19 protein-coding genes and 2 tRNA genes are annotated in these 21,720 nt (G+C 68.4%); 7 read left to right on the top strand and 14 right to left on the bottom strand.

Going from position 1 to position 21,720, the window contains the following annotated elements:
* Positions 1–31: 31 nt before the first annotated feature.
* From E6C70_RS10815 to E6C70_RS10805, 4 genes are read left to right on the top strand one after another with little or no spacing between them, the layout of a single operon-like run.
* The gene (locus E6C70_RS10815; RefSeq protein ID WP_136424560.1) at positions 32–574 is read left to right on the top strand and encodes a cupin domain-containing protein; all 543 of its coding nucleotides are present in this window, start codon (positions 32–34) and stop codon (positions 572–574) included.
* Positions 496–741: a DUF6855 family protein gene (locus tag E6C70_RS17320; RefSeq protein WP_407921035.1), complete on the top strand. Its 246-nt coding sequence runs from the start codon at positions 496–498 to the stop codon at positions 739–741. Before E6C70_RS10815 ends, E6C70_RS17320 begins: the two co-directional genes overlap by 79 nt.
* Positions 738–2,834 carry a RecQ family ATP-dependent DNA helicase gene (locus E6C70_RS10810; protein WP_136424559.1) on the top strand — a complete coding sequence of 699 codons (2,097 nt, stop codon included), beginning with the start codon at positions 738–740 and terminating at the stop codon, positions 2,832–2,834. Before E6C70_RS17320 ends, E6C70_RS10810 begins: the two co-directional genes overlap by 4 nt.
* A gap of 36 nt (positions 2,835–2,870) precedes the next feature.
* Positions 2,871–3,518 (top strand): TetR/AcrR family transcriptional regulator, encoded by a 648-nt coding sequence (locus E6C70_RS10805; protein ID WP_136424558.1) that lies wholly within the window; start codon positions 2,871–2,873, stop codon positions 3,516–3,518.
* Here E6C70_RS10805 and paaZ read toward each other — a convergent pair.
* The 6 genes from paaZ to E6C70_RS10775 form a co-directional block, all read right to left on the bottom strand.
* Positions 3,496–5,565 carry a phenylacetic acid degradation bifunctional protein PaaZ gene (gene paaZ / locus E6C70_RS10800; RefSeq protein ID WP_136424557.1) on the bottom strand — a complete coding sequence of 690 codons (2,070 nt, stop codon included), beginning with the start codon at positions 5,563–5,565 and terminating at the stop codon, positions 3,496–3,498. The genes E6C70_RS10805 and paaZ overlap by 23 nt on opposite strands.
* Positions 5,566–5,593: 28 nt before the next feature.
* Positions 5,594–6,448 (bottom strand): 3-hydroxyacyl-CoA dehydrogenase family protein, encoded by an 855-nt coding sequence (locus E6C70_RS17070; protein ID WP_268895957.1) that lies wholly within the window; start codon positions 6,446–6,448, stop codon positions 5,594–5,596.
* Complete coding sequence (locus E6C70_RS17065; protein ID WP_136424556.1) at positions 6,445–7,188, bottom strand: enoyl-CoA hydratase/isomerase family protein; 744 nt, start codon at positions 7,186–7,188, stop codon at positions 6,445–6,447. Before E6C70_RS17065 ends, E6C70_RS17070 begins: the two co-directional genes overlap by 4 nt.
* Entirely contained in the window at positions 7,185–8,378 is a 1,194-nt protein-coding gene (locus E6C70_RS10785; protein WP_136424555.1) for a thiolase family protein, read from the bottom strand. The genes E6C70_RS17065 and E6C70_RS10785 overlap by 4 nt, the downstream gene beginning before the upstream one ends.
* Positions 8,379–8,641: 263 nt before the next feature.
* Complete coding sequence (locus E6C70_RS10780) at positions 8,642–9,904, bottom strand: LCP family protein (protein ID WP_136424554.1); 1,263 nt, start codon at positions 9,902–9,904, stop codon at positions 8,642–8,644.
* Between the two features lie 75 nt (positions 9,905–9,979).
* Positions 9,980–10,978, bottom strand: coding sequence for a cation diffusion facilitator family transporter (locus E6C70_RS10775; protein ID WP_136424553.1), 999 nt, complete (start codon positions 10,976–10,978; stop codon positions 9,980–9,982).
* 58 nt (positions 10,979–11,036) lie between these two features.
* On the opposite strand from E6C70_RS10775, the gene E6C70_RS10770 reads away from it, so the two are divergent.
* Positions 11,037–11,681: a trimeric intracellular cation channel family protein gene (locus E6C70_RS10770; RefSeq protein WP_136424552.1), complete on the top strand. Its 645-nt coding sequence runs from the start codon at positions 11,037–11,039 to the stop codon at positions 11,679–11,681.
* A 45-nt stretch (positions 11,682–11,726) separates the two neighbouring features.
* Here E6C70_RS10770 and E6C70_RS10765 read toward each other — a convergent pair.
* A tRNA-OTHER gene (locus tag E6C70_RS10765) sits at positions 11,727–11,800 on the bottom strand.
* A gap of 249 nt (positions 11,801–12,049) precedes the next feature.
* Between E6C70_RS10765 and E6C70_RS10760 the strand changes: the two genes are divergently transcribed.
* The gene (locus E6C70_RS10760; RefSeq protein ID WP_235833395.1) at positions 12,050–13,231 is read left to right on the top strand and encodes an alpha/beta hydrolase; all 1,182 of its coding nucleotides are present in this window, start codon (positions 12,050–12,052) and stop codon (positions 13,229–13,231) included.
* Between the two features lie 68 nt (positions 13,232–13,299).
* Here E6C70_RS10760 and E6C70_RS10755 read toward each other — a convergent pair.
* The 6 genes from E6C70_RS10755 to E6C70_RS10730 all read right to left on the bottom strand — a co-directional run bounded on the left by E6C70_RS10755 (position 13,300) and on the right by E6C70_RS10730 (position 17,789).
* Positions 13,300–13,370 (bottom strand) — tRNA-Gly (locus tag E6C70_RS10755).
* A gap of 118 nt (positions 13,371–13,488) precedes the next feature.
* Positions 13,489–14,301, bottom strand: a complete 813-nt coding sequence (locus E6C70_RS10750) for an MBL fold metallo-hydrolase (protein ID WP_207670107.1) — start codon at positions 14,299–14,301, stop codon at positions 13,489–13,491.
* Between the two features lie 11 nt (positions 14,302–14,312).
* Positions 14,313–15,593, bottom strand: a complete 1,281-nt coding sequence (locus E6C70_RS10745) for an MBL fold metallo-hydrolase (protein WP_136424550.1) — start codon at positions 15,591–15,593, stop codon at positions 14,313–14,315.
* A gap of 75 nt (positions 15,594–15,668) precedes the next feature.
* On the bottom strand, positions 15,669–16,259 hold the full coding sequence (locus E6C70_RS10740; protein WP_136424549.1) for an HdeD family acid-resistance protein: 591 nt from the start codon (positions 16,257–16,259) through the stop codon (positions 15,669–15,671).
* A complete protein-coding gene (locus tag E6C70_RS10735; RefSeq protein WP_136424548.1) occupies positions 16,256–16,744 on the bottom strand; it encodes a hypothetical protein in 489 nt (162 codons plus the stop codon). Before E6C70_RS10735 ends, E6C70_RS10740 begins: the two co-directional genes overlap by 4 nt.
* 19 nt (positions 16,745–16,763) lie before the next feature.
* On the bottom strand, positions 16,764–17,789 hold the full coding sequence (locus tag E6C70_RS10730) for an enoyl-CoA hydratase/isomerase family protein (protein WP_168770926.1): 1,026 nt from the start codon (positions 17,787–17,789) through the stop codon (positions 16,764–16,766).
* Positions 17,790–17,922: 133 nt separating this feature from the next.
* Here E6C70_RS10730 and E6C70_RS10725 point away from each other — a divergent pair, with 133 nt between their 5' ends.
* A complete protein-coding gene (locus tag E6C70_RS10725) occupies positions 17,923–20,886 on the top strand; it encodes an AfsR/SARP family transcriptional regulator (RefSeq protein WP_168770925.1) in 2,964 nt (987 codons plus the stop codon).
* Here E6C70_RS10725 and E6C70_RS10720 read toward each other — a convergent pair.
* The gene (locus tag E6C70_RS10720; RefSeq protein WP_235833394.1) at positions 20,796–21,698 is read right to left on the bottom strand and encodes an alpha/beta hydrolase; all 903 of its coding nucleotides are present in this window, start codon (positions 21,696–21,698) and stop codon (positions 20,796–20,798) included. The two genes, E6C70_RS10725 and E6C70_RS10720, sit on opposite strands and share 91 nt — an antisense overlap.
* Between the last annotated feature and the right edge of the window lie 22 nt (positions 21,699–21,720).

Genomic DNA, 21,720 nt, shown 5'->3' with positions numbered 1-21,720 from the left:
GAGTTGAGTCCATCAGCAAAGGAGCAGGTGCATGTCGCGTTGGAAGAGATACGTCGTCGGACCGGACGAAGAGGGCCGCAGCGCTGTCCTGGACGCCGAACAGACGAACGTCCAGGAAAACCCGGGCTTCTTCTGGCGGTGCACCGTGTGGGGCACCGAAGAGACTCCGGCGGACAACACCATCGACGGCGACCGGTCCCTCATGATCACGACGCGCGAGCCGATGCCCGGTGGGATGCTGTTCCGCAACCTCGAGATTCCACCCGACACCAAGGACACGGCAGAGCACATCGCGCAGCTGACCAAGCTCAGCACCGAGATCAAGCAGACCGTGATGCCGAGCGAAGAAGACCTCAAGCGGCACCCGAGCATGCACCGCACCAATACCCTCGACGTGATCACCTGCGTCATCGGGGAGATCTACCTGGTGACCGATGTGGATGAAGTGCTCATGACGCCCGGCGACACGGTGGTGATCCGAGGTACGAATCACGCCTGGAGCAACCGCAGCGACAAGCCGGCGTTGCTCTCGGGCGTCATGGTGGATGCGGTTCCCAAAGTGCAGGGTCACTGACACCACCCGCCGGAGGCGGCGGCACCCGGTCGGGCTGGTACGGCCTGCGCAAGGGCTACCGCGGTCGATTCGGCAGGTACCTGCCGCCCCTGCTCGAGGAGCTCGAGCTCGCCGAACTCACCCACGATCCGCGCAACAACCGGATCCGCGCCAGACTGGCTGAATGACGGCATCCGTTCGCGACGACGCACTCCTGGCCCTCCGCGAACTCGTCGGCCGCGACGACGCGGACTTCCACGATGGCCAGTACGAGGCGATCGACGCCCTCGTCGAGGACCGGCGCCGGGCCCTCGTGGTGCAGCGCACGGGCTGGGGCAAGTCCGCGGTGTACTTCGTCGCCACTCTCGTGTTGCGTGCGCGCGGCGCCGGACCCACCGTGCTGGTGTCGCCGCTTCTGGCACTCATGCGCGACCAGATCGCCGCGGCCGAGCGCGCGGGCGTGCGGGCGGTCGCGATCAACTCCACCAACGCGCACGAGTGGTCCGACGTGATGGCACGCCTGGATCGCGACGAGGTCGACGTTCTGCTGCTCTCGCCGGAGCGGCTGAACAACCCGGCGTTCCGCGACGAGCAGCTCCCCGATCTGGTTCGGCGCATCGGCCTGCTCGTGATCGATGAGGCCCACTGCATCAGCGACTGGGGCCACGACTTCCGCCCCGACTACCGGCGACTGCGAGAGTTGATCGCACGGATGCCGGCGGGCGTGCCCGTGCTCGCGACCACGGCGACCGCGAACGAACGCGTCGTGGAGGATGTCGCGGAGCAACTCGGGGCGACGGATGCCGCGAGTGCGGAGGTGCTCACCATCCGCGGGCCGCTCGCGCGTGCATCGCTCCGGCTCGGCGTTCTGCGTCTGCCGTCGCCCACCGCCCGGCTGGCCTGGCTGCTCGGCCACCTCGACGACCTGCCAGGCTCGGGCATCATCTACACGCTCACGGTGAGTGCGGCGGAGGACAGCGCGCGGTTCCTGCGTGAGCACGGGCACGACGTGCGCGCGTATACCGGTCAGACCGACCCCGACGAGCGGGCCGAATCGGAGGCGCTGCTGAAGCGCAATCAGGTGAAGGCGCTCGTGGCGACCAGTGCGCTCGGCATGGGCTTCGACAAGCCCGACCTCGGGTTCGTGCTTCACCTCGGCGCCCCCTCCTCGCCTGTCGCGTACTACCAGCAGGTCGGCAGGGCGGGACGCGCGACCGATAACGCCGATGTGCTGCTGCTGCCGGGCATCGAGGATCCTGACATCTGGCACTACTTCGCCACGGCATCGATGCCCGATCAGGATCGCGCCGAGCGCGTGATCGCCGCCCTGTCGGCCACGCCGACGTCGACCCAGGCGCTCGAGGCGCGGGTCGACATCCGACGCAGCCCCCTCGAGCTGCTCCTGAAGGTGCTCGACGTCGACGGTGCCGTGCGCCGGGAGCGCGGTGGGTGGGTCGCCACCGGCGAGCCGTGGAGCTACGACGCCGACCGCTACGGGCGGATCGCCGCCGCCCGGGCGGCGGAAGCCGCGCACATGCTCGACTACGAATCCACGACGGCGTGCCGGATGGCGTTCCTGCAACGTGCTCTCGACGACGACACCGCCGCGCCCTGCGGCCGCTGCGACAACTGCGCAGGCGTCTGGTACCCGCTCGGCGTCGGCGAGCGCGCTACCGCAGCGGCGTCCGCCTCCCTCGACCGGGTGGGCGTGGTGATCGAGCCGCGCGCACAATGGCCCACGGGCGCAGACCGACTGGGTGTGCCGGTGAAGGGTCGCATCCCCGTCGACGAGCGCCCGGAGGCGGGACGCGCCCTAGCGCGGCTCACCGATCTCGGTTGGGGCGGACCCCTGCGCGAGCTGTTCGCCGTCGGCGCTCCTGATGCCGCAGTGCCCGAGGCCGTGCTCGCGGCGTGCACCCGCGTGCTCGCCGAGTGGGGCTGGGAGCAGCGACCGGTCGCGGTGGTCGCGATGCCCTCACGTGTGCGCCCGCTGCTCGTGCGCTCGCTCGCTCGGGGCATCGCCCGGATCGGCAGACTGCCGCTCGTGGGTGAACTGGCTCTCGTCGAGAGCGGCCCGACCGGGCAGCCCGGGGGCAACAGCGCCTACCGTCTCGCCGGAGTCTGGGGCCGACTGAGCGCGGCCGCCCTCGACATACCGTCGGGGCCCGTGCTGCTCGTCGACGACCTCGTCGACTCCCGCTGGACGGTCACGGTGGCCGCGCGAGAGCTTCGTCGCGCCGGCGCCGCGGCGGTGCTGCCGTTCGTGCTCGCCGCGCGCTGACGCCGTGAGTGCCCTGACGTGGAAGACTGGGCGCCGATGCCAGAACTCGCCGAACCCCGCCGAGGCCGCCCAGGATACGACCAGGCCGCGGTCCTCGACGTCGCCGTCGCCGCCTTCAACGAGTACGGCTACGACGCGACGTCGGTCGCTGTGCTCGCCGACCGGCTCGGCATCTCGAAGTCTGCGATCTACCATCACTTCGCCTCGAAGGAGGCGCTATTGGAGATGGCGCTCGACCGTGCCCTGACCTCGCTCGAGGGTGTTCTCGCCGAAGCGGATGCCGCACCCGGTGAGCAGGCCGCAGCGCTCAGCGCCGCCGATCGACTCGACCGGGTGCTGCGCGGCGCAGTGCACGTGCTCGTCGAGGACCTGCCGTCGGTGACGCTCCTCCTGCGGGTGCGCGGAAACACCGACGTCGAGCGGCGCGCGCTCGCCCGCCGCCGGACGTTCGACCGCGAGGTCACCGCGCTGCTCACGGAGGCGCGCGAGGAGGGCTCCCTGCGCAGCGACATCGATGCGCGCGTCGTCGAGAGGCTCCTCTTCGGCATGATCAACTCGATCGTGGAGTGGTACCGACCCGGCGGCCCGGAGGACGCCGACCGGCTCGCTGACGACGTGATCGCGGTCGCGCTCGACGGCCTGAGAACGTCGGCGCCCCGAGTCAGCCCGCCGCCGGCTCCTTAGCCACCAGCGTGAGCACGTCGTAGGTCGCGACCAGCTCATCGCGCTGATTGCGCAGCACTGCATCCCAGCGCACCTCGCCGTAGTCATCCGTCTCCCGCGGGGTGATCTGCTTCGCGGTCAGCTCGACCCTGATGGAGTCGCCCGCCGAGACCGGGGTGACGAAGCGCAGATTCTCCAGCCCCGAGTTCGCGAGCACGGGGCCGGGTTCTGGGTCGACGAAGAGCCCGGCGGCCCACGAAACCAGGAGGTACCCGTGCGCTACGCGTCCCGGGAAGAACGGGTTCGCGGCGGCCGCCTGCTCGTCCATGTGGGCGTAGAAGGTGTCACCGGTGAAGGCGGCGAACGTTTCGATGTCGTCGAGGCTCACCTCGCGCGACGCGGACGCAACCTGGTCGCCGATGCGCAACTCGGCCAGGCTCTTGCGGAACGGATGCCGGCCGCCTGCCTTCGATGCGGCACCGGCGTGCCAGATGCCGCTGATGGCGGTGAGCATCTCGGGTGAGCCCTGGATGGCGGTGCGCTGCATGTGGTGAAGCACGGCCCGGATGCCGCCCAGCTCCTCTCCGCCTCCGGCGCGGCCCGGTCCGCCGTGCACGAGCTGGGGCAGCGGCGATCCGTGCCCGGTCGAACTTCGGGCGTCGTCACGGTCGAGAAAGAGCACCCGGCCGTTGAACGCGGCGATTCGGCTCGAGAGCTCCACGGCCACCCCGGGGTCGTGGGTGGCCACGCTGGTCACGAGTGAGCCGCCGCCGCGCGCGACCAGTGCAGCAGCCTCATCCAGCGATCCGTAGCCGATGATCGACGAGACCGGTCCGAACGCCTCGATCGAATGCACGCCGGCGTCCTCGGCGTCATCGAAGCGCAGCAGCAACGGCGCGACGAATGCCCCGTCATCGGCGGCGCCCACGGTGCCGTCCGCACGAGTGACGTCGGGCGTCTCCGTCGAGCCGATCACCACCCGACCGCCGGATTCCTCGAGCCGCGCGACCTGCCGCAGCACCTCGTCGCGCTGTGCCAGCGAGGCCAGCGGGCCCATCGTGACCCCCTCCGCCCGCGGGTCGCCCAGCACGGTGCGCTGCTCGATGCGAGCGCGCACCGCATCGATGACGTCGTCGACGGATGCGGTGGGCACGATCGCGCGGCGGATGGCCGTGCACTTCTGGCCCGCCTTCGTGGTCATCTCCGTGACGAGCTGCTTGACGTAGGAGTCGAACTCCGGGGTGCCCGAAACGGCATCCGTACCGAGGATCGACGCGTTGATGGAGTCGGTCTCGTTGGTGAACCGCACCCCGCCCGTCTGAACCGAAGCGTGCGCGCGCAGCCGCTCTGCGGTGGAGGCAGAGCCCGTGAACGCGACCAGGTCCCCGAGCAGCAGCTCGTCGAACAGCGTGGGCACGCTGCCGGAGACCAGCTGGAGTGCGCCGTCGGGCAGGAGGCCCGATTCGACCAGGATGCGCACGAACGCCTCCGCGAGGTAGCCGGTCGGCGTCGCCGGCTTCACGAGCGAGGGCACACCGGCGAGGAAGGCGGGCGCGAACTTCTCCAGCGAACCCCACACCGGAAAGTTGAATGCGTTGATCTGCACGGCCACTCCAGGAAGCCGGGAGTAGATGTGCCGGCCGAGGAATGAACCGTCCTTGGACAGCCGCTCCACCCCGCCGTCGACGAACACCTTCGCGTTGGGCAACTCGCGACGGCCCTTCGAGGAGTAGCTGAACAGCACGCCGATGCCACCGTCGATGTCGACCCAGGAATCCTGCCGGGTCGCACCGGTGCGGGCTGAGGTCGCGTAGAGCTCGTCCTTGCGCTCGGTCAGGGCGAGGGCGAACTGCTTGAGCAGCACGGCGCGCTGGTGGAAGGTCAGCTCGCCGAGGCTCGCCTGCCCCGCGGTGCGACCGTGCTGCAGCGCCGCCGCCAGGTCGAGGCCGTCCGTGGATACCCGGGTGACGACCTCGCCGGTCGATGCGTCGCGCACCTCGGTGGCATCGGCATCCGTCGCGGGTGTCCACCATTCGCCGCCAACGTAGCTGGGCAGTATCTCGGTCATCTGCACTCCTGAGAGGTCGGAAGGGAAGTCACTCGTCGGCCCACGTGTAGAAGCCCTGACCGCTCTTGCGGCCGAGGCTGCCCTCGGCGACGAGGCGTCGCAGCAGGGGGGGAGGTTCGAAGCGCGGGCCGAGCCGCACGTGCAGGTACTCGGCGATGCCGAGTCGCACGTCGAGCCCGACGAGGTCGGTCAATCGCAAAGGGCCGACCGGATGCCTGTAGCCGAGCGTCATGGCGGCGTCGATGTCCTCGGCGGAGGCGACACCCTCTTCGAGCATGCGGATGGCCTCGAGTCCGAGGGCGACGCCGAGCCGCGACGAGGCGAAGCCGGGGGCGTCGTGCACGGTGACGGGCGTCTTGCCGATCGCCTCGACCCAGCCGATCGCGTCGGCGGCGAGAGCGGCATCCGTCGACGTGCCGAGCACGATCTCGACCAACTGAGAGGCCGGCACCGGGTTGAAGAAGTGCAGTCCGAGAAAGCGGCCGGGCCGCGCGAGTTCGTCGGCGAGGGCGTCGATCGACATCGAGGACGTGTTGCTCGCGAGCGCCGCCCCGGCGGGGAGAACGGCTTCGACCCGGCGCAGGGCATCGCGCTTGAGGGCAAGCTCCTCCGGAACCGCCTCGACCACGAGCGCGGCGTCGGCGAAGTCCTCGACCCGCGTCGCGAGCGACAGCCGGTGCGTCAGGTCCGTCAGCGGCTCTGTGGTCGAGCCTCGCTGGATGCTCTGCTCGAGTGAGGCTCGGATGCGCTCGCCGGCGGCGTTCACCGAGTCCTGATCGCGTTCCACGACGCGCACCGAGCTGCCCGCGAGCAGGAAGGCGTGGGCGATGCCGGCTCCCATCCGTCCGCCGCCGAGCACGCCGATGTGCGCCGGCGCGCTCACGGGCGTCGCCGTTCGAGGAACTCGGTCATCCGTCGCTCCTTCTCGGGGCTCTCGAAGAGCACGGCCTGCAGCTCGAGGTCGATCGCGGGATGCTGGTTCGGTGGCGCCGCGATGGCCTTCTTCATGGCGACGGTGGCGGCACGGTCGTTCGCCGCGATGCGGTCGGCAACGGCGTGGGCGGCAGACACGAGCTCGTCCGGCTCGTGGATCGACGAGACCAGGCCGATGCGCAGCGCCTCGTCGGCGTCGACCGTGCGGCCCGTCAGGAGGAGTTCGCTCGCTCGGGCCTCGCCGACGATCTCCCGCAGGCGCCACGTCGCTCCTGCCGCCGCGATGATGCCGAGCGAGGTCTCGGGATTGCCTATACGCAGGCGCGTGGACCCCACCCTGATGTCCGCGGCATAGGCGAGTTCGGCACCGCCGCCGAGCGCCCATCCGTCGACCGCGGCGATGACGGGCAACTCGAGCGCCCGTATGCGGATGAAGGCATGGGCATTGATGCCCTCACGCGCCTCCTTCGCATGGCGTTCGCGCATCTGGGCGATGTCGGCGCCCGAGGCGAACACGCCGTCGCACCCGGTGATGATGAGCACGCGCGGATGGCGTTCGAGATCGGCGCACAGCGTGTGCAGGGCGTCGATCGTGGCTTGATCGATCGCGTTGCGAACGGATGGCCGATTCAGTCGGGCGACGACCCGGTCATCATGCTCCTCGATGAGGACGGGGGCTGAGTCGATCACGCGATCCTCTCCACGATCAGAGCGGTGCCCTGGCCGACGCCGACGCACATGGTCGCGAGGCCATAGCGCGATCCTTCCCGCTCCATGCGGCCGAGGAGCGTCACGACGAGGCGTGATCCACTCGAACCGAGCGGATGCCCGAGCGCGATGGCACCGCCGTCGGCGTTGACGATCTGCTCGTCGAGCCCGAGCCGGCGGATGCACGCGATGGACTGCGTGGCGAAGGCCTCGTTGAGCTCGACCGTGCCGATGTCGGAGACGCCTAATCCTGTGCGGGCGAGGAGTTTGGTGGTGGCGGGGACGGGACCCAGCCCCATGACCTCGGGCGCGAGTGCTGCCGCTGCGCCTCCGACGATGCGCGCGCGCGGGATGAGCCCGTAGCGCTCGACGGCCTCCGCGCTCGCGACGACGATGGCGGATGCGCCGTCGTTGAGCGAACTGGAGTTGCCCGCGGTGACGACGGAACCACCCGCGACAACCGGTCGCAGGGCGGCGAGGGCGGCGGCAGAGGTGTCGGGGCGTGGACCCTCGTCGATGAGAACCTCGCCGCGCGAGGTCGGCACGGCGACGATCTCGTCCTCGAATCGACCAGCGGCGATGGCGGCCACGGCGCGCTGCTGGCTGCGCAGGGCGAACGCGTCGGCCTCGGCGCGCGTAATGCCATCGACGCGGGCCACTTCCTCTGCCGTCTCGGGCATGGAGAACGTGGCATTGTCGCGAGCGGCGAGGCGTGGGTTGGTGAACCGCCAGCCGATCGACGTGTCGAACTGGTCGCCCGGCTTCGCGAAGGCCTTCTCGGGCTTGGCCTGCACCCACGGCGCCCGGGTCATCGACTCGACGCCGCCCGCGACGATGAGATCGGCGTCTCCGCAGCGGATGGCCTGTGCCGCGAGCGTGATGGCCGACATTCCGGAGGCGCAGAGACGATTGACGGTCACTCCGGGAACCGTATCGGGAAGGCCCGCAAGCAGCACGGCCATGCGGGCAACGTTGCGATTGTCCTCGCCAGCCTGATTCGCCGCCCCGAGGATGACCTCGTCGATCACGTCCGCGTTCTCGACCAGACCCGCGCGACGGACGGCCTCGCCGACCACGAGCGACGCCAGATCATCCGGCCGGACACCGGCGAGCACGCCGCCGTATCGTCCGACCGCGGTACGCGCTCCTCCCACGAGGTAGGCCTCGGGCATGCCGGCTCCTGACGTCTCTGTCACCGCTGATTTAGTGAACGACCGTTCAGCAAGTAATTATGTCAGGCGGTCAGCGGATGCGCCACCCGTCGAGCAGCGCGAACCGTGACCGAATCGGACGCCCGAGGATCTCGATACGCGGAGCCGCTGCGCGTCTGCGCTACTCGATCAGCGATGCCGGTCGAGTAGGCCGGGAGCGCGAGCGAGCAGCCGTATCGAGACCCTCGCATGCGCCCGTTCGACCTCGGTCAGCAGCACGTCCGTCAATCGTTCGCCTTCGCGCAGGTCTGGGCGCTCGCGGTCTGGCCCTTGAGTCCGCCGATCACCGCCGGTGCGCTCGTCGTGGGGGCCGGGGTCGCGGCATCCGTCGGCGCGGTGGCATCCGGCGCCGGGGCGGCAGGAGCGGCAGGATCGGCCACCACGCCGTTGCCCATCGCATTCGCGTCGAGGCTGAACGGCTGGTCGCTCGAGATGGCCGCCATGAGCTGGTCGGCGGTGTCGGTCGACGGCACCACCTTGCCCGGGAAGTCGGAGTCACCGGTCGTGCCGGGATACTGCACGAAGACGAGGTTGTCGAGGTTGACGTCCTTGAGGGCGTAGGCCATGGCGACCATCGAGTCCAGGCTGGCGAGGTTACTCGAGAGCTTGATGTTCGAGGCGGCGGACCGGGCCAGTCCGTAGAGCTTGCCGAGGTCGGTGAGGGTGCTCGCGCTCTTCATGGTGCGCATGAGCGAGGACATGTAGGACTGCTGAGCGGAGATGCGGGACAGGTCGCTGCCGTCGCCGACGCCGTGGCGGTTGCGGAGGAAGGCGAGTGCGGTGCTGCCCGAGATCGTGCTGGTTCCCGCGGGCAGGTCCAGGCCGGTGTACGGATCGTCGATCGCCTCGTTGACGCAGACGGGGACGCCGCCGATGGCATCCGTCATCGCGATGACCCCGTTGAACGAGATGACCCCTGCGTAGGGGATGTCGAGGCCGGTGAGCTTGGAGGCCGTCGCCACGACGCAGCCGAGGCCTCCGCGTTCCCACGCCTCGTTGAAGGGCGCGGCCGACATCGAGTCGTAGTCCTTGCCCGTGGTCGGGTCGGTGCACTCGGGGTGGGAGACGATGAGATCGCGCGGGATGCTCACCGCGACACCCGACTTATGGTCGGCGGAGATGTGCAGCAGGATGTTGACGTCGTTCAGCGTCGCGTCGCGCTCGCCGAACGCGTCCCCTTGATTCGCGTCGTTGTCGGTGCCGACCATGAGGAAGTTGAAGCCGCCCGAGATGGCGCCGATGTGGGGTGCCGGCGCCGAGGTCTTCGATGCATCTCCGTTGGAGATGTCGACGGCGTTGGAGGTCACGGTGCGGTCGAGCTCGCTGAGGGCGAAGGCGCCGACGGATCCGGTGGTGACGATGGCCACCACCACGGAGATTCCGAGAACCTTCGCGAGCGTCCGGAACGGATGCGATCGCGCCAGGCGGCCGTGGCGCACGGGCGAGGCGCGACGACTGCGACGCGAGTGGAACGCGGGGTCGGACACCGGCTCTCCCTTCGCACATAACGGCACGGCTCCACCATGCTGGCATGCCGAGGCTGGGAGGACGGTGCGACGCGGCTATGACGGGAGTGGCAGAAGTGACTCCTCATCGGGTGTCGAGAGGGTGAGGATGGCGCGGCCGATGGCCGGCTCGGCGATGATCTCGCGCTCGATGTCGCGAAGGAGGAGGGCGACATCCGCCTCGCTCGCGTCGCCGGCCAGGTCGACCGCGGCGATCAACAGCACCTCCCCGGGCCCGGTGAACTCGATGTGCAGGTAGGTCACCCGCTCGATGTCGGAGCGCTCGAGAAGTCGGCGCAGGGCGGCCTGCCGGGTGGGCTCGTCGATGGACTCGCCGAGGAGGAACGCCCGGTTGCGGGAGATGAGCACGACGGCCACGACGCCCAGCACGACGCCGACGAGGATGGATCCCACGGCGTCGTAGAGGGGATCGCCGGTCAACTGGTGGAGACAGATGCCGGCGAAGGCGATCACGAGGCCGACCAGAGCGGCGGCATCCTCGGCGAACACGGCACGGAGCGTGGGATTCGAGCTCTCCAACACGTGCTCGAGGGTGTGAGCGTTGCGGCTGTGGGCGTTCTCGCGCGCCTGGATGTAGGCGCGGACGAACGAGATGCCCTCCAGCACGAACGAGATGCCGAGCACGATGTACGCGACGAGGTAGTCGGTCGCGGCCTCCGGCTGGAGCAGAGACTGGATGCCGTGCTGGATGGACACGACGGCCCCGGCGGTGAAGATGCCGAACGCCGCGAACATCGACCAGATGTAGGCGTCCTTGCCGTAACCGAGCGGATGCCGTCGGTCCGGTGGCCGCTTCGAACGCCTTTCGGCGATGAGGAGCAGGATCTCGTTTCCGGCGTCCGCCCACGAGTGCGCCGCCTCGGCGACCATCGACGCCGACCCGGTGATGACCGCCGCGACGGACTTCGCGATGGCGATCGCGAGGTTGGCGGCGAAGGCGATGACGACTGTGAGAAGGCTCTCAGACGAGCCCTTCTTCTTCCCGCCCTCCCGGGCGTCCCTCTTCGTCTTCTTCTCCGCATTCGAGTGCGACACGCTCACCTCCGGTCTTCGAGTCTTGCACCGCGGCGTCCGCGACCGCTATGACGGAGCGATGAGCTTCACGGACGTTCCACGACGCAGCGCGACATCCGCTCGGCTGTATCTGGGCGTCGACCTCGCCGCGACGCTGCTGTTCGCGGTGGAGGGCGCATCCGTCGGCGTGCATGCCCATCTCGATCTGCTCGGCGTGCTCGTCGTCGGCTTCTGCACCGCCTTGGTGGGCGGTGTGCTGCGGGACCTGTTGATGGGCGACACCCCGCCGGCCGCGTTCCGCTCGCCGGTGCGCATCGTCCTGGCGCTGACGGGAGGGCTGATCGCCTTCGTCTTGGCCGCCACGGTTGCAGAGGTCCCCGCCGGCGTGCTCGTGGTGCTGGACGCCCTCGCCCTCGGGCTGTTCGCGGTGTCGGGAGCCGACAAGGCGCTGCAGAGCGGGGCCAACGGATGGGTGGTCGTCCTGCTCGGCACCATAACGGCCGTCGGAGGAGGGGTGGTTCGCGACGTACTGGTCAACACCGTGCCCGTCGTGCTGGTGGCGAGCGTCTACGCGACGGCGGCCGCGGCCGGTGCGCTCGCCGTGTGGATCGCCGCGCGACTGCGGTGGTCGCCGATCGTCGGAATGGTGATCGGCTTCGTCGTCTGCACCCTGCTGCGCCTGGCCGCCGTCGCCTTCGACTGGCAACTGCCGCACGTGGGCTGAGACGCCGAAGCGCCCGATCCTGAGGGACCGGGCGCTCGGAAACGGTGGAGCGAGTGGCAGGAATTGAACACTGCATCTTCGACCGGCAGGCCGACGTTCTGACGTTGGACCACACTCGCATGTGGGGTTGCTCGATGACATTAGCTGACGGATGCTCGGGTGCGCAAGAGGCGCGTCCGCCGCGTCGGCGGGCGTCATCGCCATAGCCGGGCTCGGTGATCGTGAGGCATACTCGCACCTAGGGGCGGCGAAGGGCGGGCGCGGTGGATGCCATCTGGAGTATCGAGATCATCGATGGTCCCGTGCCCTGGGTCGTCTACGGGCTCGCCGTTGTCGCCTTCCTCTACCTGCTCATCCGCCGGCCGAGCGTGCGCTGGTTCGCGGTGGCGCTCATCGGCATCGTCGGCGGTGCGCTGGTCGGCCTCGGACTGGTGATCCTGGTCAACTCGCTCGACCTGTTCAGCCCGCCGCTGACGATCCAGAGCACCGCGTGGATCATGGCGACGTTCGCCGGCATCGGACTGGCGATCGTCAACCTCTGGAAGTCACGGTGGTGGCGCAAGGTCATCGCATCCGTGTCGATCATCCTGTTCGCCCTCGTCGGAACGGTCGGGGTGAACGCGTACTACGGCCTGAACAAGACCGTCGGCTCATTGTTCGGGGTGGTCGTCGACAAGCCGATCGACATCCGTCCGATCAACACCGCCACGGCCGATCCGACGCAGCCGGTCTACAAGACGTGGAAGCCGCCCGCCGACATGCCGAAGACGGGCAAGCAGGGGACCCAGGTCATTCCCGCCTCCAATTTCCCGACGGTGCGCCCCGCCGGCATCTACCTTCCGCCGGCGGCGCTCGTGAAGAATGCCCCGCCCTTGCCGCTCGTCATCATGATGATGGGTCTTCCGGGTAATCCCGACCCGCAGTACATAGGCGGCGTGCTCGATGGGCTCGCCGCCAAGAACAACGGCCTGGCGCCGATCGTCATCGTGGCCGACCAGATCGGAACCCAGGGCGACCCGGCGTGTGTGGACTCGACGAAATACGGTAAAGCCGGCACGTATGTGACGAAAGACGTCGTCGAGTGGGCGAAAGAGAACTTGAACATACTCAAGGATCCGAAGTACTGGACGATGGCGGGCTATTCGAATGGGGGTGCGTGCGCATTCGCATACGTCGCCCAGTCGCCGGAGTTATTTGGAAATCTTGCCGATATCTCGGGTGATGAGTATGCCGGCGGTGAGACTCCGGAAGAGACAACTCGCGACGTCTTCGCGGGCGATAAGCAGGCCTTTGAGGCTGCGAAACCGACGTCGATCCTCCGCATGTTTCCAGGCAAATACGCGTCGGTGAACGCTGTGTTTACCGTCGGCGGAAATGATCCCGGCTTCCTGCCGGGCGCAGAGCGGAACGCGAAGGCAGCTGAAGCTGCGGGGATGAGGACGACTTATTATGTGGTCCCGGGCGCCGGTCACGTCGTGGACGGACTCGACGGCGGGTTGCGGAAGGCATTCGACATTCTCTACCCGGAACTAGGGCTGAGAGCGCCCTAGGCCGAGCTGCCACGCGTCCGACTGCTTTCGACGAGAACCTAACCTGGGGGCACGCGGGAATTCGACGGAGCGGATGACGGGAATCGAACCCGCGCTATCAGCTTGGGAAGCTGAAGTTCTGCCATTGAACTACATCCGCGTGGCCCGCGATTCCAGTAATCATCGGGGAGTCGGGCTGCTGCCCAGAGTACCCGGTCGGCGGTTTCGGGCAAAACTCGTCCGCCTCGGATCCCGACGCGCCCAGCCGGCGAGGGTGATCAACCGTCCAGGCCCGTGTTCCGATCGTCGACGTGGGCGAGAGCCTCGTCCACCGATTCCTTCAAGGAGCCGTACCAGACTGGACCGTGTCCAGGCAGGAACATCCTCGCGTCGATGTCGCGCAGCACGCGCAGCGACTGGACAGCTTGCTCCGCATCGTGGGTGAACCCGCCGGGAAGCAGTCGCGGACCGAGGCCTTTGAGGGTGGGGTGTCCGCTCACGAGCGCGTCACCGGTGACCACGCCCCCTACCGAGGGCAGGTGGTACGACGTGTGGCCGTCGGTGTGCCCAGGGGTGGCGATGGGAACGGGCCGGCCCGGTAGCTCCAACGGGCCTTCTTCGGGAAATGACTCCGCGGACGGCGTCGTGATCTGCTTCAGCCCGCCGACCTTCACCATGTCCACGGCCCAGCGAATCGCCTGCGGCCGGTACATCATCCTGACGACGTCGGCGGTGCCGGCCTGCTCGACGTGTTCTCCGGTCGCGTTGGGCACCTCGGCGGGCGACATCCACACTGGCACTCCGTAGGTCTCGTGCAGAAGTTCGAGCGCCCCGGTGTGGTCGGAGTGAGCGTGGGTGAGCAGGACGGCGTGAACATCCTCCGGCCGGCCGAGCAGACGGATGGTGCGCTCCACCTCCGGGGCGTCGCCTTCCCATCCGGCATCGATGAGTGTGAGGTCCTTTCCATCCCTGAGGATGATCCAGTTGACGGACGTACCGGTGAAAAGGAAGACGTTCTCCGCGACCTCGTGGTCGGCGATTGCTTGCGACATGGTGATGTGCTCCTGCTCCTTCGTAGGTGTTCGTTTCACGGCGAGCGCCGTCACGTGCGAGGCCAGCGTTGAGCCGGCAGCGGGATCTGGTCCCGGTCGTTGCCGACGTGGACGCGGCCCGAGTACCCCACGCTGCACTGCGCCTTCCAGACGGCGTCGGAGATCAGCAGCGGGTTGGATGGGATGAGGTGGGTCAGGACCAGTTGCGGGACGCCGGCTGCCTGCGCAACCTTGGCCACCTCCGACGTCGATGTGTGAGATGTCTTGAGGTGCTGGAAGAACGCGCTACTGGTGTCTTCATGGCGCAGAGTCGCCGCCGCGGAGATCACCTCCCAGTTGATGACCTCGTGCACCAGGATGTCGGCACCCTGCGCGATCTTGACGATGTTGTTGGTCGCAGGGGTGAAACCCGGGGCGCTCGTGTCACCGCTGAAGACCACCGCCCCGTGGGCGGTGTCGAACCGGTAGGCGAAGGTGGGGAACACCGCGCCGTGCGGCACCAGGATGGCGCTGACACTCACCCGCGAGTCTTCATAGATCTTGAACGGGTCCATCAGGGGCGCCGTATTCGTCGAGCTGGCACCGGCGCTCGACGGGATCTCGATCTCGTTGATCTTCTGGATGAGGCGGATGTCCTGCGTGCCGTCGCCGCGCATGAACAGGTTGTAGCTGTAGGCGTATCCCTCATTCAGCCGCTCGGTGAGGTCCTTGATTCCCGGTACGGGAGCCTGGGGTGCAATGATCGGGAAGCTGTTCTTCGTCACCGGCAGCGCTCCCGCGGAGCCCGGGCCGAACACCTGCAGCTGGGTCTTCCGGTCGAGGTTGAGCCGGTCGCCCTCGGCGTTGGCCTGACCACCTTCGAGCAGGAAGTAGTTGTAGTAATCAGCGAGGTGGTCGGCGTGCAGGTGTGTCATGAACATCGCGGCCAGCTGGAAGAACTGCAGGCCCGAATTCAGGTACTGCGTGACGCTGGCGCGGCCCGCGTCGACGAGGTAGTTGTATCCGTCCACTGTCAGGACGCTGGATGTTCCGGTCCGCCCGTACTCGGCCTGCGGGCCACCGGCTGTGCCGAGCAGCGTGAGCACTGTGCCCTTCGGTTGCGTCGACAGCGTCGGCAACACGGGAGTGAGGGGTGCCCCGAGGGCCAGCGCCCCGTTCGAGGACCCCGGAAGGCTCTTCGCGATGACCAGGCCGGCGCCGACGGCGGCCGCGCCCAGCAGCGACCGTCGAGTGAAATGCGAGCGTTGGGACCGATCATGATCTGGCTCCGCCGCGCTGCCGGGCGCAGGGGACGAGCCCGTGTCGCTGTGGGTCGAGTCTGCCTCGCACATGGTGCCTCCTTGGCGACGTGTCGATGGATGTCCGGAAAAACGACGATGGCGTGGACGCCCGTCATCCGTGAGCGGCTACCCGGCCCGCCGCTTGAGCTTCGAAGCGCGGACGAACTGCAGGATGCCGAGGGCGATCAGGCCGACCCCCGTCGCGATGACCAGGACGCCGTCCGTGAAGATGATGCTCACGGGCGGGAGTGGCAGTATCAGGCCGACCACAACGCTCACCACGCCGGTCGCCGTGCTCAGCCCGCGCGGGTTGGATGCGGTCCGCGCCGAGGCGATGTCGTAGCCACCGGTCACGAGCAGCCATACGGCGACCCCGATGACCAGCACGACCGCGCCGACGGCCGGGTAGGCGAGAATGCTCACGCCGGCCGCGAATCCGACCACGGCGAGCAGCGCGCTGCGCCCACGGGTCTGGCCGCCTGGCGGCTTGATCGTGGAGCCGATGAGCCACCCCGCTGCGAACAGGAGGACGACTCCGAGTACCACGGCGAACAGCGCGATGGCGCGGTCGGGCTGGACGAGGACCACCGCCCCGGCAATGATGCCGATCACCCCTTCGATCATCAGCCAGCGCGGTCGGTGAACCCGACCGCCGAGGGAGCGATCCGCACGTCGGGCGGCTGCTGTTCCGAGACGGTCGGCGGAGGTGCCACTCATCGTTCGACCCCCGCATTGGCCGCATCGGCGGCTGCGCGCGCCAGTTCGGCGTCGATGATCGCGGCCATGGCGCCGTCGACGGCGAGAACCGCGAAGCCCAGAGCCTCGGATGCGTCGCGCTCTGCGCGCCGCGCATCGCGCTCGTTTGCGGATGCGTCGCGTTCGGCGTCCCGCTGCTCTACCCGGTCCTGCAGCTCCGCGAACTGCCCCCTCACCCGCTCGCGTAACTGCGCCCATCGGAACTGCCATGCGGCATCGTCGGCGTCGATATGCTGTGAAGCCGCGTTCGCCACGCTGTCCCAGGAATTGCGCAGCCGGTCTCGGTGCGCGATGAGCACCTCACGATCATGATCGCGGGCGGCAGCGATGACATCCTCAGTCTGCCTGGCCTGTTCGGCGAAGCGCTGCAGTTGCGAAGAGAGCGATTGCATCAGGTCCTCCGGTCCTCGTTGGCGGTTGTCACAGGTTGCATCGGAGCGCTCCAACGGTGCTCCAACGGGAGTGTCATGAGGCGTTCAGATCCAGGGCGGTGCCCGCCTGGAACGGTTCCGGATCGGTCAGGAACGTGGAATCGCCCGCTGGGTTCTGCATCTTCAACCACAGCGTGAGAGCCGCGCGCGTGCTTGCCGACGGCAGCCCGACGGTCTGGTCGATCGCCTCTCGCGTCAGGCTCTCCGACATCGGAACGGTGTCGTTGAGCAGGGCCTTCTGCGCGGCGATGACGTCGCGTGGTCTACGCGAGTACAAGCCGGCGAGCGATTGGGCGTCGACCACGACATCGTCGTCGCTGATGACATCGACCCACCCGGCCTCCTCGGCCTCGGTTGCGGTGAGCGCTCGGGCATCGAGCATGATCTTCAGTGCGCGGGACGGCCCGACGAGTGCCGCCAATCGTTTGGCGCCGAAGGTGGTCGACAGACCGATCGATAATTCGGGGAGCATGAAGCTCGCGTCACGGGCGGCCACGCGCAGGTCGAAGTATCCCGAAAGCTCGATCCCGCCGCCGCCGCACGGACCGTCGATTGCGGCGATCCACACGGCCGGCGAATGGAGGATCGCAGCGCACGCGGCCTGGAACTGTCCCAGGCGCGCCAACGAGGCCGCCGGAGTCCGCTGCAGGAGGCGACGCGCGGGCTCTCCACCGACGCTGGAGATCGTCTTGATGGAGCGCACCACGAGCGATGCAACGGCGCGAGGCATCGGACGGCCGGTACCGGCACTGTGCAACAGGTCGGCGATGTCGTAGTGGGTGATGTAGCGTCCGGGGACGCCGCCGGTGACGATCACCGCCCCGACGCTGCTGTCACGCGCCACCGCCGCGACCAGCCGGATGAAGTCCTCCTGCATCGCCGCCGTCATGAAGTTGAACGGCGGCGCGTCGACCCGCACCGTCAGCACGCGCCCGCTCTGGTCGCAGCGGAAGGTCGAATAGGCCAGATCCACGGTTCGCACGGCGTGGCCCCGCGGGTTCCTGGGGACAGGTGAAGCACTGTCGATCGTCGCGTCGGTGACGGGGCCTGTGGTCGTCATGAGTCCTCCTCGGACGGGTGGTCGGTTCTCGCCAACATTCGCGCAGCCCGCTCCAACTCCTCTCCAACGGGAGTACTTTGCTGTCCATGGGGAGTCCGCTGCGGTCCACCATCGGCGTGGGCCGGTCGGCCTCGTGATCCGCGATCTCGGCACCATGGTGATCGCGTCATCCGATCGCGAGGATCCCGTCATCGGCAGAAAGCCGGCGGCGGTCCTGGCACTGCTCGCCATGAACGCGGGCCGACGGGTCTCGGTCGACGCTCTCGTCGACGCGCTCTGGGGCGATCAGGCGACGCAGGGAGCGATGTCGACGTTGCAGTCGCACGTCTGGCGGCTGCGCGGTCAGCTCGAGTCGCAGCACGGGTCGCCGGTGTCGGTGATCAGCGACACCGGCGGATACCGACTCCTGGCCACCCCCGATCAGGTCGACTCCTCTCAGCTGGAGCGCCTCGTCGCCGACGCCCGCGCGAGCCTGACGGCGGGGGATGCGAACAATGCGCTGCGTCTCACCGATGCGGGCCTGGGGCTGTGGCGCGGTCGACCTTACGAACCGTTCTCGGATGAGGAGTGGGCGGACGCCGCCGTGGCTCGCCTGGAGGAGTCGTATCTTCAAGGGCGCGAGTTGCGTATCGACGCCCTCCTGGACCTCGGCCGTACCGACGAGGCGCTCGTGGCCACCGAGGCGTCGATCCGGCAGTCCGGATACCGCGAGCGTCCGCACATGCAGCACATGATCGCCCTTCACCAGGCCGGGCGCAGCGAGGAGGCACTGCAGACCTTCCAGGACTTCCGTCAAGGACTCGTGACCGAGCTCGGCCTCGAACCGGGGCCTGAACTGGTCGACCTGCAGCGGCGGATTCTGGACCAGGATGCCACGCTCGCGACGCCGCGCCGACCCAGCGCCGCGGACGTCCGGGGAGAATCCGACGTCGTCCGTCTTCCCGGCAAGCGCTCGCCGCTGATCGGGCGGGAGGCCGATGTACGAGCCGTGCAGTCGCTGGTTGCACCGGGTGCTGCGGTGACGATCACCGGGCCGGCTGGATGCGGCAAGACAAGGCTGGCCATCGACGTCGCGCGCACGCTCGCCGCTGAGTTCCCGCAGCAGGTTCAGTTCGTCGACCTCACCGCGGTTCAGTCCGCCGAGCTCGTTCCGGAAGCCATCATCGGCCTCCTCGGCCTTCGGGCGGCCGGAGCCGGCCCCCCACTCGGAGTGCTGGCGTCGTACCTGCGGCACCGGCATATCCTCCTCGTTCTGGACAACTGCGAGCACTTGCTTCCCGAGCTGACTCCTGTCGTCGAAACCCTGTTGGGCGATGCCGGCTCCTCTTCTGCTGTGCTGGCCACAAGCCGCGAACCATTGAACGTCGATGGCGAGTCCCTCTGGCCGCTGCAACCCTTAGCTCTTCCGGAGGGTGATGCATCCAATGAGGACGGCCCTCTCAGCCCCGCCGTCGAGCTGTTCCTGCTGCGCGCCGCTGCCGCGATGCCGACCTCGACCATCGACGGAGAAGACCTGCGCACGGTCGAGTCCATCTGCGTCGGCTTGGACGGTCTGCCGCTGGCCATCGAACTGGCCGCCGCCCGGCTGCGCGCATATTCCATCGACGAGATCGCCGAGCAGGTCGGCAGGGATCCGCTGACGCTCGCCAGGTTGCACCGATCGAGAGACGAAGACCATCATCGGTCGCTCAGTGAGGCCATCGAATGGAGCGTCGCGTTGCTCGGTCCCGAAGAGCGGCGCATGCATCAGGAACTGTCCGTGCTGACCGGTCCGTTCACCGCCCGCGCCGTCCACGGCATCAGCGACGCGGCGGGTGATGGCGCACGTCACATCGAGGTGGACACGCTGCTGCCGATGCTGGTGAACCGATCGCTGCTCACCCGAGAGCGTGCCGACGAGGGCAGCAGCCGGTCCACGTTCAGCCAGCTCTCGACCGTGCGCACGCACGCGACCCGACTCCTGGCCGCCGAGGGACGGACCGATGGCTTGCTCGAGCGGCGCGACGCGTGGGTGCTCGACCAGATCCAATCGCTGCCGCGGATCGGGCATCCCGACTCGGCCCGGGCGTACCGTCGATTGCAAGACGACTACCCGACCGTCCGCTCCACACTCCAGCGGCACCTGTGGGACGACCCTGATCAGAGATTCATTGCCGGCGCGGTCGGCCTGACCTTCTACTGGTACTGGCGTGAGCAATTGCTGGAGGGCTGGCGGTCGCTCGACCTGGCCGCCGAGGTCGCCGAGAACGAGAATGCGCCCGATCACCTCCGCTCACTGAGCCATCTGGCCTGCGCCGCGTCGCTCCTTCTCCAGGTCCGACTCGACCTCGCCAGTCCCCACCTCGATCGTGCGCTGCCCCTCGTGGCGGGTCTCAATGAACCCGACCTGGTTGCTGTCGGTGACCTGCTGTCGTGTCTGGTGGTCGCTGCCGCAGTGACGGGCGAGACACGGACGGCGATGATCGCCCTCGAGCATCTCGACGCAGTCGCACAGCGCACGGGCGACGCGAATCACCGCGTCCTGGCCGATGCGGCGCGTTGCCTCGTCACAGCCACCTCGATCACCGGTTCCCTCGACCTCACCGTCATCCCTCGTGTTCACGACGTGTATGCCGAGGCGCTCGAGCTGCAGCAACTGTTCGCCTGCTGGATGTGCTCGACGGCTCTGGCCCACATCGCGTTGCGCACCGCTCGACCGGAAGACGGTCTGGAGTGGGCGAGACGGGCTATCGCGTTGTCCGTCGAGTTCGGCGCAAGCCGTGGCGGCACCTGGGTGGAGGTGCTGGCCGACCTGACCGCGATGTCGGGGCAGGACGTCCGCGCCGTTCAACTCTTCTCCGCCGCCCACGCTGCCAGCAGTCGAACGGGTGCCCGGTCGCCGAATCTCCCGATCTCGCGAGAGCTGCACGCCAGTGCTCAGCGCAAGCTCGACCGCGCCACCTACGACGAAGCGTGGCGGGTGGGCCAGCTGCTCACTCTGTCCCAGATCACCGAGGCTGTCCCCGATCACCGAGGCGACGACGCCGTGACCGGAACGTGGCGACCCAGGAATTCCAGGTCGTCGGCGACGGCCCGCTCGAACCAGTCGTCGAAGTAGATGTCGAAGTGCCCGCACTGGTACTCGCGCACCTCGCCGTGAGGCGCACGGGCGGCGTGGCGTCGTGTCGCGGAGGCAGGGGCGACGGTGTCGGGGTCGCAGATGCCGAAGAGAACAGGCGCCGTCACCCGCGACGTCAGCGTCCCTGGCCGGTAATGGCTGATGGTCAGCCCGAAACGCGCAGCGACCTGATTGCGGAACGCAGGCGCTGAGCTCCCGAGCGCGAGGTAGCCGCTCTCGCAACCCGGACCTGCCATCAGCGCCGCCGCGTGGCGCGGGCCGGCCGAAGCGATCATCACGGGCGGTTTGCCGCACCGCGCGGCCAGCCGGTCGCGGAGGCCCAGGGCGACGACTTTCGCACTGGAGATGAGGCCCACCGCCCGAGTGGACGCCCACCCGTCGGTGAAGGGGCACTGCGCGATGACGGCGGCGACACCGTGATCTTCGGCGGCGATGCGGATGACGTGCCCGCCGCCGAACGACGTTCCCCACAGCGCGATGCGGTCAGCGTCGAAGCGTTCGTCGCTGCGGACCCACGTGAGAGCAGTGCGCCAGTCCTGCAGCTGGTTCTGGATGGTCAGCAACTGGCGAGGTTGTCCGGTGCTCGACCCGAAGTGCCGATAGTCGAAGACGACGACTGCGTAGCCGCTCGCGGCGAACCGGTCGGCGTAGGCATCCAACCGCATCTCCTTGACGGCGCCCAGGCCGTGCGCCATCACGACGACCGGCAGCGGCTCTCTTGCGTCGGTCGGAAGGTACAGCCACCCCGCCAACGCGCCGGACCCGGATGGGATGGACACGTCCGTTCGCACGGGGGTGAGGTGGGATGACCCT

It is taken from the genome of Orlajensenia flava (assembly GCF_004801905.1).
Taxonomy (GTDB): Bacteria; Actinomycetota; Actinomycetes; order Actinomycetales; family Microbacteriaceae; genus Orlajensenia; species Orlajensenia flava.
This window is presented reverse-complemented; position numbering and strand designations above follow the sequence as displayed.

Bases quoted from the DNA above. Each gene is read 5' to 3' on its own strand.
- E6C70_RS10815 (WP_136424560.1), top strand. From the start codon at position 32: ATGTCGCGTTGGAAGAGATACGTCGTCGGACCGGACGAAGAGGGCCGC.
- E6C70_RS10810 (WP_136424559.1), top strand. From the start codon at position 738: ATGACGGCATCCGTTCGCGACGACGCACTCCTGGCCCTCCGCGAACTC.
- E6C70_RS10805 (WP_136424558.1), top strand. From the start codon at position 2,871: ATGCCAGAACTCGCCGAACCCCGCCGAGGCCGCCCAGGATACGACCAG.
- paaZ (WP_136424557.1), bottom strand. From the start codon at position 5,565: ATGACCGAGATACTGCCCAGCTACGTTGGCGGCGAATGGTGGACACCC.
- E6C70_RS10785 (WP_136424555.1), bottom strand. From the start codon at position 8,378: ATGCCCGAGGCCTACCTCGTGGGAGGAGCGCGTACCGCGGTCGGACGA.
- E6C70_RS10770 (WP_136424552.1), top strand. From the start codon at position 11,037: ATGAGCTTCACGGACGTTCCACGACGCAGCGCGACATCCGCTCGGCTG.
- E6C70_RS10745 (WP_136424550.1), bottom strand. From the start codon at position 15,593: ATGTGCGAGGCAGACTCGACCCACAGCGACACGGGCTCGTCCCCTGCG.
- E6C70_RS10740 (WP_136424549.1), bottom strand. From the start codon at position 16,259: ATGAGTGGCACCTCCGCCGACCGTCTCGGAACAGCAGCCGCCCGACGT.
- E6C70_RS10730 (WP_168770926.1), bottom strand. From the start codon at position 17,789: ATGACGACCACAGGCCCCGTCACCGACGCGACGATCGACAGTGCTTCA.